The 13,415-nt window shown below is 57.7% G+C and carries 10 protein-coding genes and 3 tRNA genes; 6 read left to right on the forward strand and 7 right to left on the reverse strand.

Going from position 1 to position 13,415, the window contains the following annotated elements:
• Positions 1–1,038 precede the first annotated feature (1,038 nt).
• Together SIB58_RS10925 and SIB58_RS10930 are read right to left on the reverse strand one after the other, a co-directional pair.
• Positions 1,039–1,284: a Nif11-like leader peptide family RiPP precursor gene (locus SIB58_RS10925; protein ID WP_067326002.1), complete on the reverse strand. Its 246-nt coding sequence runs from the start codon at positions 1,282–1,284 to the stop codon at positions 1,039–1,041.
• Positions 1,285–2,223: 939 nt separating this feature from the next.
• Positions 2,224–2,307: transfer RNA gene (locus SIB58_RS10930), tRNA-Leu, on the reverse strand.
• 144 nt (positions 2,308–2,451) lie between these two features.
• Between SIB58_RS10930 and murA the strand changes: the two genes are divergently transcribed.
• The 5 genes from murA to SIB58_RS10955 all read left to right on the forward strand — a co-directional run bounded on the left by murA (position 2,452) and on the right by SIB58_RS10955 (position 6,990).
• Positions 2,452–3,777, forward strand: coding sequence for a UDP-N-acetylglucosamine 1-carboxyvinyltransferase (gene murA / locus SIB58_RS10935; RefSeq protein WP_066906859.1), 1,326 nt, complete (start codon positions 2,452–2,454; stop codon positions 3,775–3,777).
• Positions 3,778–3,788: 11 nt separating this feature from the next.
• A tRNA-Leu gene (locus SIB58_RS10940) sits at positions 3,789–3,870 on the forward strand.
• Between the two features lie 112 nt (positions 3,871–3,982).
• On the forward strand, positions 3,983–5,203 hold the full coding sequence (locus SIB58_RS10945; RefSeq protein ID WP_066906857.1) for an aspartate aminotransferase family protein: 1,221 nt from the start codon (positions 3,983–3,985) through the stop codon (positions 5,201–5,203).
• A gap of 87 nt (positions 5,204–5,290) precedes the next feature.
• Positions 5,291–6,439, forward strand: a complete 1,149-nt coding sequence (locus SIB58_RS10950; RefSeq protein WP_414494654.1) for a bifunctional folylpolyglutamate synthase/dihydrofolate synthase — start codon at positions 5,291–5,293, stop codon at positions 6,437–6,439.
• A 65-nt stretch (positions 6,440–6,504) separates the two neighbouring features.
• Complete coding sequence (locus SIB58_RS10955) at positions 6,505–6,990, forward strand: pentapeptide repeat-containing protein (protein ID WP_231857054.1); 486 nt, start codon at positions 6,505–6,507, stop codon at positions 6,988–6,990.
• Here SIB58_RS10955 and SIB58_RS10960 read toward each other — a convergent pair.
• Genes SIB58_RS10960 through SIB58_RS10970 form a run of 3 tightly spaced genes read right to left on the reverse strand, consistent with a single transcriptional unit; the run spans position 6,980 to position 10,002 of the window.
• A complete protein-coding gene (locus tag SIB58_RS10960; RefSeq protein ID WP_066906853.1) occupies positions 6,980–8,311 on the reverse strand; it encodes an FAD-binding oxidoreductase in 1,332 nt (443 codons plus the stop codon). The genes SIB58_RS10955 and SIB58_RS10960 overlap by 11 nt on opposite strands.
• Positions 8,312–8,329: 18 nt before the next feature.
• A complete protein-coding gene (locus SIB58_RS10965) occupies positions 8,330–9,577 on the reverse strand; it encodes an amidohydrolase family protein (RefSeq protein WP_067326008.1) in 1,248 nt (415 codons plus the stop codon).
• A complete protein-coding gene (locus tag SIB58_RS10970) occupies positions 9,574–10,002 on the reverse strand; it encodes a DUF4359 domain-containing protein (protein ID WP_066906849.1) in 429 nt (142 codons plus the stop codon). Before SIB58_RS10970 ends, SIB58_RS10965 begins: the two co-directional genes overlap by 4 nt.
• A 44-nt stretch (positions 10,003–10,046) precedes the next feature.
• Between SIB58_RS10970 and SIB58_RS10975 the strand changes: the two genes are divergently transcribed.
• Positions 10,047–10,119: transfer RNA gene (locus tag SIB58_RS10975), tRNA-His, on the forward strand.
• 27 nt (positions 10,120–10,146) lie between these two features.
• On the opposite strand, the gene SIB58_RS10980 is transcribed toward SIB58_RS10975, so the two are convergent.
• Both SIB58_RS10980 and SIB58_RS10985 read right to left on the reverse strand, forming a co-directional pair.
• The gene (locus SIB58_RS10980) at positions 10,147–11,193 is read right to left on the reverse strand and encodes a DUF1611 domain-containing protein (RefSeq protein WP_066906847.1); all 1,047 of its coding nucleotides are present in this window, start codon (positions 11,191–11,193) and stop codon (positions 10,147–10,149) included.
• A 1,104-nt stretch (positions 11,194–12,297) separates the two neighbouring features.
• Positions 12,298–13,386 (reverse strand): dipeptide epimerase, encoded by a 1,089-nt coding sequence (locus SIB58_RS10985; protein WP_066906843.1) that lies wholly within the window; start codon positions 13,384–13,386, stop codon positions 12,298–12,300.
• Positions 13,387–13,415: the final 29 nt, after the last annotated feature.

Below are 13,415 nucleotides of genomic sequence, written 5' to 3' on the forward strand. Positions count from 1 at the left end.
GCTCAAGATAGTTCGGATGGAGAAGGTTGAACGGCGGCCACGCTGGAGGGCAAAGCTCGCTGAACAGAGACGTCAACGCATTAAAGAGCCAACTTGAGACGGACGAGACCTGGTCGCGACTTGGAAAGACAACCAAATGAGCCCATGGATGCAAAGACTCCAACACGGAAACTGAAACACGCAGCGTTGAAGCCCACTGATTCCACATTGCCTCTGTGAAGGTCAAGGAAACAGTGAATCAACCACCCTTGTCGAACCTTGCCGCCAGAAGCGACAAGCAAGGGGCCTTCATCATCAATACCAAAGGCAACCTTTGGTGATCAAACAAAAGACATCAGGAGCTTTTGTAATCCATCTCTTCAAGGAGACTTCAGCTTAAAACGCTGACGCTGCTGACATCTGAAGAACTTCAGACAGCTGATTGAGAATTTCAAGCAAAAATCATGCTGCAACGATTCAGAACTGGGTCAAGCAAAAACCGACAGATGGGAGTAAAAACGACTGTCTGAGTTCAGAGCCAGTCATAGTTACTGAAGACTGAGTATCAGCGTCGAGTCACAGGCGTTTAGCTCTGGCGGAGCATTACCGTCTCAGCCTATTTTTTTAAAATTGAAATCAATAAAAGGACATCGATCGTTGATTACATCACAAGCTGATGTGTATCACGGGAAATTTCTCAATGCACGGCAAGGACTCAGAGATGTGATGAATAGGAAAGGAACATCATCTTATACAAGACTGTCCAAAAAGCACCCAAGTGTTTACTACTATTTTCAGCCCCTGATTCACAGCAAATGTCCTACAAGCTGCCCGTGAAACAGTGAAGGTAATTCGAATTATCGCTACCTAGACCTACTAAAGCGTGTTTTTTTAAAGACTTACTGCACTCAGTTCTACCAAGCATTGGAGGCTATTTTGTGGGCCTTTAGAGTGATTGAAGCAGTAAAAACATCTGTCAGTGCAATGACAGGGGATTTAGTGGCTAATGACTGAGGGTTACAGCCCTGTCTACTCAATGGCAACACTCAAGACTGTCGGTTAATTCGTGTGATTATAGACCGGTATCCTTGTACAAGCACAGTAATACCCTCCAGCCACACTTTCCAGCTCTTCCTCAGACATCTCTGATTGAGTGTTTTGCAAGTCATCAATAGAAATCGCAAACCCTACGTTTTTAGCTATTGCAACTACTGCATCTGAATCAGCTGCAGCCTTGAGTTTCTCCCGAAGAATGGCATCATCTTTGACTTTTTCCAAGAAGGCTTTGAGTTGCTCTTCTGACATAGGTATCAGGAATATTTAGTCATTTTAGCAACCAACGGTATGTTGCATCGGAACTACACATCTTCTCTGCCAGAGTCTTCGCCTCTATTCTCAAAGATGTCAATTAGACACCCACGCTTCTCCAGACATTACCCCGTTGAAAATGACCAAAATATCTGAAGCCTTATCTGTAAGCGCTACTGCAGGGCGAACCTCCATACCTTGTCAGCGCTGGGCGGCTGAGCAAAGGGGACAGGTGCTCATTAGTCATGCCAACTAGTTACCTGACTGGCTCTGGCGCCGGACAGCAGCAATAAACACTGACCAGCCACAGTCCTAGGCATTCTCATTAACAGATTTTTGTTGAGAAAGGCCCCTCAGCCTCCCTCGCGATCCGTAGGGCTTAAACAGTGACAATGACGCCAAAAAGGCCAGGCTGTAACGAGCCGCTTCAGACAGCAGTGCAAGCAAACGTTGCGCTAATCATTTCAGTGATTGCTTTTATCGCGCTGCCTTTGGCAGGTTCAGCGCGAAATAACGAAGGAGAGCAAAGCGAAATCCATGAGATTCGTCGCCAGGAATGCCTCACCTGGCAGAACGCTGACGAGAGCACAAAAACTCCAGCACAACAACAGTTGCAGGAAGAGTATTGCCGTCAGTAAAAAGTCGACACACCTGTTCCCGCTCAGGCAATTCTCACCACCAGTGGCGACTGGTACAAGACTCACCAAGACTCATGCAACAGCAACGAACTATGAATGATTCACTGTTTGCCACTGACACAAGACTGCTCACTAGTCCTACTGACTAATACGACCAGCCTTCAATATCAACAACAACACGAAGTCTGCTTGATGCCGATAATTAGCACTGCAATATATCAAGCAATGGTCAATACATACGCACTGTGTGACGACAAGACTGGATTATTAGAGATCCCAGTGACATCAGTGTATTTGATGCGGATGGGGAGACTTGAACTCCCACGACATTGCTGCCACTAGTACCTGAAACTAGCGCGTCTACCAATTCCGCCACATCCGCTGGCGTGTGTCGCAAAGCGACCCGAGAAACATACGACACCGGCAACCGGCCCTTCAGTCGATCGCCAAGACAGTTTGGGGGCCGGCCGTCTAGACGGTCTCAGTCATAGCCGTCAAGATAAGCATTCGGCAGGAAATAACAGGGATGACAGCCGCGGCGCCCGCGTCTCAAGACATTCTCAAGCCACATCTTGAGATCCAAGGCGGGAACAAACTTTACGGCGAGCTGCGTGTAAGCGGTGCCAAGAATTCCGCTCTGGTGTTGATGACAGCTGCCCTGCTGACGGAAGACACGCTCTCCCTCAGCAACGTGCCACCGCTGACAGACATCGACGGAATGGAGAGCATCCTGGTCTCAATGGGAGTGAAGGTACGGCGCAGCAGCGAAACCATCCACCTTCGGGCTTCCGATCTCACCAGCGCCGAACCTCCCTATGAACTTGTCAACGGGCTGCGAGCGAGCTTTTTCGCGATTGGTTCAATCCTCGCTCGCATGGGCCACGCCAAAGTTCCCCTGCCAGGCGGATGTCGCATCGGCGCCCGACCTGTGGTGGAGCACATCCGCGGACTGAAAGCGCTCGGCGCTGTGGTGACCGTTGAGCATGGCGTGGTCTCTGCCACGGTCCCAGGCGAACGAAAACGTCTGAAGGGCGCCTCAATTGTTCTCGACTGCCCGAGCGTCGGCGCCACTGAAACCATTCTGATGGCGGCAAGCCTGGCGGAAGGCACCAGCGTGATCGAAAACGCAGCACAGGAGCCTGAGGTTCAAGACCTGGCCAACCTCCTGAATGCCATGGGAGCTCGCATCAGCGGAGCCGGCGGACCATCGATCACGGTTGAAGGAGTGGAACGGCTGCATGGTTGTGACTACACGGTGATCCCCGACAGGATCGAAGCAGGCACGTTCCTGCTCGCTGCCGCAATCACCCGCTCAACCCTGCGTGTGGCCCCGGTGGTTCCCGATCACCTCAGTTCCGTGCTCCAGAAACTGCGCGACTGTGGCTGCGCTCTCGAGATTGATGGTGATGGCATCGTGATCACACCGGGCTCTATCAAAGGTATCGATATCACCACACAGCCTTTCCCAGGGTTCCCAACCGATCTGCAGGCACCGTTCATGGCCTTGCTGGCGACAGCCCAAGGCACCAGCGTGATCACTGAAAAAATCTACGAAAACCGCATGCAGCACGTTGCGGAGCTGCAGCGCATGGGTGCAGCCATTCGAGTTCAGGGCAATGCGGCTGTCGTGGAAGGTGTTTCCTCCCTCAGCGCAGCGCCTGTCAACGGGACCGATCTGCGCGCCTCAGCCGCCATGGTGCTTGCAGGCCTGGTGGCACAGGGCAGAACGCAAGTGAGCGGCCTCAACCACCTCGATCGTGGCTACGCCGGAATTGAAGCGAAACTCACGGCCAGCGGTGCGAAGCTGGAACGTCACTCTCCCCGAGACACTCCTGCGAATTGCATCACCTAAAGTCGAAGCATGGGAGCGTGGCGGAATTGGTAGACGCAGCGCACTCAAAATGCGCCGCCTTCGGGTTTGTCGGTTCAAGTCCGACCGCTCCTATTCATCTTCAAGGTCTCCAACAGGATTGAGCTGATCTCTGCAAAAGCTGCGGGACACTGCGAGACAATGAGCTTGTCTTTGATTTCCTCCGGGAAACAGCCCTGAACGACCCATGGTGGAGCCAGAGCCAGTGCCCTCGTCCGACGCGGTGATGGGCACCTACAACCGCTTCGCGCTCTCCCTCCAACGCGGCAAAGGTTGTTGGGTCTGGGATGACAGAAGCCGTCGCCATCTGGATGCCGTTGCCGGCATCGCCACCTGCACGCTGGGGCACAGCAACAGAGCGATGCGCAAGGCTCTCACCGGGCAGCTGCGCAAGCTTCAGCATGTGTCCAATCTCTATCGAATTCCGGAACAAGAAGCGCTGGCGAAGTGGCTGGTCAACAACAGCTGCGCAGACAGTGTGTTCTTCTGCAATTCCGGAGCTGAAGCCAACGAAGCTGCGATCAAACTGGCCCGGAAACATGGTCATCTGCGGCGTGGCATTGAACGCCCCGTGATCATCACTGCCTCGGCCAGCTTCCATGGACGCACGCTGGCAGCGGTGAGCGCCACTGGACAACCCAGATACCACCAGGGATTTGAACCCATGGTGGAAGGCTTCGAATTCTTCCGATACAACGATCTCGCGGATTTCGAACAGCTGCTCGAGCGACTGGAGCAGAACGGTCCACGGGTGGCCGCAGTGCTGATCGAGCCTCTTCAGGGCGAAGGAGGCGTAAATCCCAGTGATCCCAGCGTGATGCAGGCGATCCGCGAGCACTGCGATCAACGCAACATCCTGCTGATCTTCGATGAAGTGCAAGTGGGGATGGGCCGCACCGGCACGCTCTGGGGTTACGAGCAGCTCGGAGTTCAACCCGATGCTCTCACCCTTGCCAAAGGCCTAGGCGGCGGACACGCCGTCGGTGCACTGATGGTGCGACACAACGCTGATGTGTTCGAACCTGGCGACCACGCAAGCACCTTCGGCGGCAACCCTTTCGCTTGTCAGGCCTGTCTGACAGTGGCGAGCGAAATTGAGAAGCGCAATCTGCTGCGCAATGTGCGCGAGCGGGGCGCCCAGCTGCGTGCAGGACTCAACAGGTTGGTACAACATTTCCCGGATTCTTTAGAGGGGTCACGTGGATGGGGGCTCCTTCAGGGCCTGGTCCTCAAGCAGGACTGCGGGATCACGGCGATGGACGTGGTGAAAGCCGCTCTGGAGGAACAGCTGCTGGTGGTGCCCGCTGGTGCTCAGGTGGTGCGCATGGTGCCCGCTCTGGTGATTAATGCGCGAGAAATCCAGGCTCTGCTCACGCGACTGGAACGAGCCCTGAACCGCGTGAGCTGAGTGAATCAGCAGGGCCTTACTCCCCATGATCTGAGTGATCTACTGCCACGCTTTGACGTCCGTGGCATGGACTTGTCATTGGACAGGATGACGATCGCTCTGGAACAGCTGCATCAACCGGCTCAGTCGATTCCTGCGGTTCAGGTCGTGGGCACCAACGGCAAAGGGTCCATCGCCTGCCTGATCCACCATGGATTGATGGCGGCCGGTCTGCGCTCAGGCCTGACAACGTCGCCCCATCTGGCGAGCTGGTGTGAACGCATCCGCGTCAACGACCAGCTGATCTCCATCAGGGCCTTGCGACACACGCTCCAGCAGTTGCAACCACTGACAGAACAATGCCGCCTGACGCCATTCGAGCAGCTGATCTGCACTGCGCTGATTCACTTCGAAGCCCAGAAAGCCGACTGGCTGGTGCTCGAAGCAGGGCTGGGGGGCCGGCTGGATGCAACCACAGCCCACAGCTGGCGCCCTTTAATTGCTGTGGCGTCGATCGGCCTGGACCATCGCGAGCATCTGGGCCCCAACCTTGAGGCCATCGCTGCAGAGAAAGCCGCGGCCATCGGTGAGGGTGCCCACGTGATCAGTGCAACACAGGAGCCTGAGGTGTCTGCGGTGCTGGAGCAACGAGTGGGTGAGATGAAAGGCAGCCTGCAGTGGGTCGATGCTCTGGATGAAAGCTGGGCCCTGGGCCTGTCAGGGGCTTGGCAGAAACGCAATGGAGCCGTGGCTGCCGCCGCTCTGCAATGGATGAGTAGACGAAGTGAAGCGATCTCAAACCAAGCCATCCGTGCAGGTTTTGCCACGGCACGCTGGCCCGGTCGCTTGCAGTGGATGCGCTGGAGGGGCTTAAGGCTGCGGGTGGACGGAGCCCACAATCCTCCTGCCGCCATCGAGCTGGCACGAGAACGCTGCATCTGGTCATCCCATGGCACGCGGCAGGTCTGGATCCTGGCGATCCAGGCGCAGAAGCAGGCACCGGAGATGCTGCAACAACTGCTCAGCCCTCAAGATGAGGCCTGGATTGTGCCGGTACCGGGACATCGCAGCTGGAGCCTGGAACAACTGCAGCAAGCGCTACCGCTGCAGACCCATCAGCTGAAATCGGCGCAGACGGCCTCCCATGCGCTTGATCAACTGCTTGAGCAGGGCTGGCCTGAATCGGCACCGGTGATTGCAGGATCGCTTTATCTGATCGGCCACCTGATGGAAAACGGCTCATTGGAGGCAGAGTGAACGTCAAGCCACTCACTGGAACCATGGGATTGCTGCTGAAGCTGCTCGCCGCACTCACCCTGGTGATGACCTGGCTGACGCCGGTCACGGTGCTGGCTCTCGATACCTCTGCTGGGGTGGGCCTCCAAGACCGAGCGCTGTTCCAGGATCGGGTGGATTACACGCTCACGAATCAGAGCGACGGTGACTTTCACGACCAGCAACTCACCAACACCTCATTCGCTGGCGCAGTGGGGCGTGGCGCTGATTTCAGCGGAGCCAATCTGCATGGGGCAATCTTCACGCAGGGGGCTTTTGCCGAGGCTGATTTTCATGGAGCCGATCTCAGCGATGCGCTGATGGACCGGGCGGATTTCACGCGTACGGATTTGCGCGATGCTCTGCTGATCGGCGTCATCGCTGCCGGCAGCAGCTTTGCCGGAGCCCAGATCGAGGGTGCTGACTTCAGTGATGCTCTGCTGGACCGGGATGATCAGCGCCGGCTCTGCCAAGAGGCTGAGGGGGTGAACCCCACCACGGGCGTCTCAACGCGCGACAGCCTCAGCTGCTGAAGCCTCCCAGTTTTCCTGGGTTGAGCAGACCGGCAGGGTCGTAACGATGCTTGGTGGCCACCTGATCACCATCCACCACACCGAGGCCACCACCCTCCACGGTGAGCACATGCGGGTTGAAGATCAGGGCGCCGAGATCCCGGCATTGCTGCATCAACTGCTGCAGCGCTTCAACACCGCGCCAGCGCACCAGCGGAAGCGCTGCGATGCGCTGAGCTCCCTGCTGTCGGACACCCTCCAGATGCCAAAGCAGGTCATCGCCCCAGGCCTGCTTGAGGGTCTCAAGGCAGTTGATCTCCGGCTGAGGCAGCAGCATCTGCAGGTAGGTCCAGTCAGGGTCCCGCTGGCGCAGATGCAGGGTGGTGTGATTCCAGCTCAGCTCTCGGAGTCCGTTGCCTTGACGGTCGGCCTCCGCTCCCAGATGGGTCAGATCAGCACCCACAGCTGCCGCCAGCCGCTGAACCGTGCTCACCGCATCGGGCGCCACGAGCAGCAACAGCCGATCAGAGCGGCGCTGAGGCAGGTCCCACTTCGGCAGCAACTCGACCACAGCGGCCTCCAGAACGGTGCAGAGATGAAGGTCGATGGCCGCTGAACTGCAACGCCTTGCCAACTCCACTGCCGTGGCCCAGTCCGGACAATCCACGACCACTTCCTGCCAATCAACACGCAGCGCCGTGGCCAGCCGTAATGCCGTAATGATCCCATTGGTCCCGTAGGCATGATTCAACGCCTCGGCATCACAGGCTTCGAGCTGCAGGACCTGTGGCTCCTGCTCCATGGTTACCACTTCCAGTCCCAGCAGGTGCCCAGGATCCCGAAGAAATCCCCAGCGCACGGAGCCGATGCCACCGGAACCCCCGGCGATGAACCCACCGATGGTGGCGCTGCGCCAGGTGCTCGGCATCAGACGCAACTGCCGGCCAAAACCAGCCAGCTCTCTGTTGAGATCCTTCAGGAGGCATCCGCACTCAACCACGGCTACGCCGCTGGCCTGATCGATGGAACGCACCGCCCGCAGCTGGGTCATCACCATCACCACCCCAGATTCCAGAGGCACGGACTGGCCGTAATTGCCAGTGCCTGATCCACGCAGGGTCAAGGGCACCGCATGGCGCCGGCACGCTGCCGCCACATGAACAACCGCCTCAACCGTGTCCGGCCTGACCACCAGCTCCGCTCTGCAATCGGCCAATCTTTGCTGAAGCACAGGCGAGTAGTCGTAAGCATCACGGGAGAACCGATCCAGCTCCTCCGGCTGCGTCAACAACCTCAGGCCGGGGACTGCCGCCAATTCAGTTCGCAGGGCATCAGGAAGCATCGGTCGGTCTTGAGGGCGTTAAGCCCAATCCTGCACCCAATGTCCACCGGCAAGAACCCGACGTCGGGATGCCATCGACAGCAACTCAGGCCAGCTCCCACCGGGCAGATGAATCAGGTCCGCTGGTGCTCCGGCACGCAACCGTCCGTCCCAATCCAAACCCATCAGACCCGTCGCATCGGTTCCGAAGGGCTTCAGGCCATCGTCATCCCAGGGGGCGAGCTGAGCCAGCGGCAGACTCATGGCCATCAGTGCCAGGGGATCAAGCTGTCCGCCTGGATACCAGGGATCCTGAACGTTGTCACCACCGACAGCCACAGCAATCCCCGCGCGTTGCAGCTGACGGATCGGAGCCAGCGGCCTGCGCAGCGGAGTTTCGTTGTCACGATGGCCGAGCAACCAGCCATTGGTGAGCGGCAGTGCCACCACACGCAGGTTCTGGCGCGCCATGCGGGCTGCCAACCGCTGCAATGCACCGGCTGACAGCAGCGACAGGCTGCTGGCATGGCTGCAGGTGACAGGCACCGAAACAGTCATGCTCTCAAGCACATGCAACAGCTGGCGCACGCCCTCTGCAGGTTGGGAGGCTGCTTCATCGATATGCAGATCCACTGGGCAGCCATGTCGATCCGCAAGCTCCAGCAGACGTCGCAGAGCACGGCGCGTGGCCCGACCCCTGCAGGGAGGTGCTAGAACACCGCCGATCAGTCCATCCACCTTGGCCACCGCAGCAGCCAGGTGCTCCCCCTCGGCCGTGGACCAGTGCTCAATCGGCACTAAAGCCACGAGCTGCAGCTCAATGCGTTCACGCCAGTTGTTGCTTAGGTCAGCGAGCACCTCCCAGCTGAAGTTCGCGCCAGGTCCAAGGCTGTCGATGTGACTTCGCACGGCTCGCAGACCGTGTTGCCAGGCCAGTTGCAAACAGCGCTCTCCACGCTGCTCAACCTTCGCTGCCGTGCGGGTCTCATGCTCCCTGAAGTTGGCCGCCAGGGCCTGCTCATAGGTGCCCTGAAGGTTGGGGTGCTCAGTCCAGGAAAACGCCTTATCCAGATGGGCATGGGGTTCCACAAGTCGGGGCAACACCAGACCGGTGGCCTCAGACGTGGCCCTCACCGACTGGATCCTGCTGCCTGACCAGGTGAGCAGCACGGGAATCAATCCATCAACACCAGCGGTTGGCATCGGATCGGAACCCAAATCGAGCAGAGAGCGAGGACAGCGTGCTTTGAGCTCACCGGATGACAACGAAACAGCTGCTGTGCTCATTCGAGCTTGCCGGCATCCGAATTGGCATTGAGCACCAAAAACTGGCCTGCAAGTCCCAGGCTGGTCACTGAGTAGCGCGGCAACCGCAGAGCGGGCAACAGGTTCTGACCACCGACGGTCGTTGTATATACGCTGGCCAGACCAAGGTTCCAGCGACGGGTGAACTGGTCAGCAAGCAACGCCAGAGCCTGCTCTTGATCAGCGATCAAGCGAGGACAGTCACTGATCCAAAGCTGCAGCACCATCGGCAAGGTCTGACGCTCGCAGATCTCCTTGGTGGCCAGCTTCGCCAATGTTTCGCCGGCAAAGACCCGGTAGTCCTCCCTGGTGGGATTGGTCACGATCAATGCAGCGCTACTCCCTACCAGCACCAGCACAGCTGAAGTCGCCGTTGCTGAAGGCCAGCGCCAACGAGGCGAAGACATGCGGGTGTGACTGCAGGGCGAATTGATAGATTCTTACCGACGCGGCGGGCGTCGCCAAGTGGTTAAGGCAGCGGCTTGTGGCGCCGCTATTCGGGGGTTCGAATCCCCTCGCTCGCCCTTTCACCTTTGAGGCAGGCAGCCTCTTCAAGAGGTCATCAACGCCTGAAGCAGATCATCCGCGCCATGGCGGATGGGATCTCTGCACAGAATTCCAAGACGTTCGCCGCACTGCTCGACGACTTCCGACGCCTGCTGATCGTCCAGTCGGGCGGTGTTCAATGCCAGTGCTCGCACCCTGGGAGCTGGAGGGCTATCGGCAGGTCGACCGATGGCTGCCAGCGACTCACAGAGCGCCACCAGATCCTCCAGAGACGGCAGAGGGATGTCCGGCAGTCGATCAATCGTCGACTGCTGAGCGCGATGCACCATCATCAGGGCCGTTGGCTGACTGCCTCTCAGCAATGGCAGGGTGGCTGATGAACCGGGATGGCAGAGCGACCCCTGCCCCTCCACAAGCACCAGACCCCTTGGCGGCAGAGTCTTTGCTGCCGCAAGCACGGCGGCCTCCACAGCACCAGCGGCGAAATCCACCCGGACGGCATCCAAAGGGACCCCCTGGCCACTGATCAGGATCCCTGCCTGGCCTGTTCCAACGAATGCAGAGGGCACTCCAGCACGAGCGGCGGCCTCATGAACAGCCAGACAGGCACTCATCTTGCCAACAGCCATATCCGTGCCCACAGCCAGGATCCGCTGACAGGGGAGCGCAGCAGCGCGAGCTTTGCCGACGCCAAGTCCAGTGGGCTCTCGGCGCAGGTCCCAGATCCAGCGACCGGGTTGCAACGCTGCTTGCAGCTCCTGGTCATCGTTCAGATAGGTGTGCAAACCACTGGCGATGGACAGGCCGGCCTTGAGTGCCGCCAATACATCGGTCCTCATGGAATCGGGCAATCCACCGCCAGAGGGAGCCAGACCGATGACAGCAACAGTTGGTCCAAACGCCAGCGCCTCGGCCAGATTGCGCACCACAGGCACTTGCCTGGCAATCCCTGTGACGAGCTCCAGCCGCTGTCCTGCATGGTCAGGATCAATCACGGCCACGATCGGGCCAGGCCGATGGCGCAACATCGCCAATCCGGTCTTACCGGTGAGAGACGACAGCCCACCGTGCTGCATCAGCACCACCGGCATGGCAGCGAAGCCTGAAGGGCACTGAGTAATGGATTCAAGACTCAAGCGATGGGGCCCACACCAGTGACCATGGATCTAGCAACGCCCACCAACCTGCATGCGCCCCGACCTGGATGGGCAGCTCTCGATGCACATCCAAGAGAAGAAGACTGACCCTGAAGCGTGAATCAACCGCAAGGGCTTCGATGACCGCTGCGACGCACAGCTCATCGAAGACACAACGCAACCCCGCAACAAAAAACCATCAACTCAATGAAAAGTCACGATTTTTTGTGTCGCCAAGAGCCTCATAAGCAGGCTTTTGGGGACCAATGACACAGAACACTGTAGAAACTTGATTGTCATCGACAAGCAAAAAATATTTTTGTGTTTTGAGCAAACTCGAGCAGCACTACTGATTAATCTTCTGTTCAGAAGGCTGCGTTTTTCTGGGGGCACTGCTCATGTCCAAAGGATTAAAAGAAGCAAGTTTTCTCGGCGCCACATTCCTACTGGGCCTTGCCACACTGGAGGCCCTGCTTCATTTGGCTGGCTTTTGAACAGTCTTTCTGAAGCCAGAATCACACTGCTTGAGCAGGTTGCGAAGTGCCCTACAAGGCAGACGAAAACATTCTGGTGATCAACCTGAGATTCCAGCAATCCAAACCTCGACAAAAAAGGTCGAAACAAGCGGCGAGGATGATGTAGACCATCAGTTGCCATTGGTCATCCACCACTCAGAAACATTGCTCAACCCTTTGAAAGCAACCATGCATGGCGATGCGCATGCAGAGCAAGGGAGCAGAACAGCTTGTTTTGAGCCAAGACTTAAGCCGCAGAAGGTCAAACAACCTCAGACCCAATCGACTGTTCGTCCGATTGCGCAGGTCAGTCTTTCATGCAGAAACTTGAAAGCCGTGTAATAATTACCTAACGCCGAAGAGCCCTGAAGGGTCCACTGCGCGAGATCCGATAAGTCGAACCCAAATGAATCGAAGAGAAGCTGCCCCCCATCGGGAGTGGAGAAGGTCTGGCAAACCTGCCAAGGCCTACCAAATCACAGGATACGAATCACCACAGAGACGCCGTTATCTGCGAGAACTTGCAGAACAAGAGGCCAGCCAATCAGTTTGAACACATTGCCTTGCTGCTGATGCCCAAACCAGCTGCAAATGGCGGTGACAGTCTGTCCTGATCCAGCGCAAGCCCCAGATAAGGGTCATCAACAAGATTGAGATGACTATCGAGATCAGGCCATCGGATCAACGACATCAGTTGAGCTGCAGCCCCATTGAGCAGAGAGCTGTCTGAATAACAGCCCACCATCAGATCAAGGTTCAATCGCCTCGCGACTCTGGCCATTAGCAGGGCTTCCGTTAAACCACCGGTTTTAAGCAGTTTGAGATTGACCCCATCCACATGGGGGGCCAAACGCAGCAGATCCCCAAGATCCCAGCAGCTTTCATCGGCCACAATCGGCAGGCTGCAGTGCTCTTGCAAAGCGACAAATCCCAGCAGATCCTCCTGGGGATCATTGTTTGCAGCGATCGGCTGCTCCAGCAGCACAACCTCAGCAGCCATAAGATCTGATTGCATCTCCCTGGCCTGCTGCACAGTCCAGCCACCATTGGCATCCACCTGAAGCTCATGGACCACTCCGGTCTGCTGCTTTCGGACTTTCAGCATCGTCGCCACCGCTCGCAGCAGTGACCTGTCATGGTCAAGGCCATCGGGGCTGCCCAGCTTGAGTTTGATGCGGGTGGCAGGCAGTTGCTGCCACCAGCGATGGAGCCGCTGCTGCACGCCCTCGACCGAAGCCAGGCCGAGGGTGACGCTGGTGGCAACAGCGCAACATCCATCAAGGGAGCACAACCGCCAGAACGGTTGCTGCAAGCACTGACCCCACCAGTCCCAGAGCGCCAAATCCACAGCACATCGCGCCGGTGGGGAAAGGTTGCTCAACAGCGTGTCAAAAACGCTTCGATCGGCAGGATCAAGCCTGTTCAGGGCAGGCAGCACACCCTGGAGTTCAGCCTCGATGTCCTCCAATCCATAGGACCGGTGACCGGTATCCAGACCACCGGTTTCACCCCGAGCGGTGATTCCTTCATGGTCAAGGCGCAGTTCAAGCCGCTCGACAGCCGATGTTGTGCCTCGGCTGATGGCCAGTGGAACCGCCTTGGTGAGCGGAAACCGACGCAGAAACCAGCCCATGCAACATGCGCACCGAACCTCAAGGTGAC

The organism is Synechococcus sp. MIT S9504, from assembly GCF_047497135.1.
GTDB lineage: Bacteria > Cyanobacteriota > Cyanobacteriia > PCC-6307 > Cyanobiaceae > Synechococcus_C.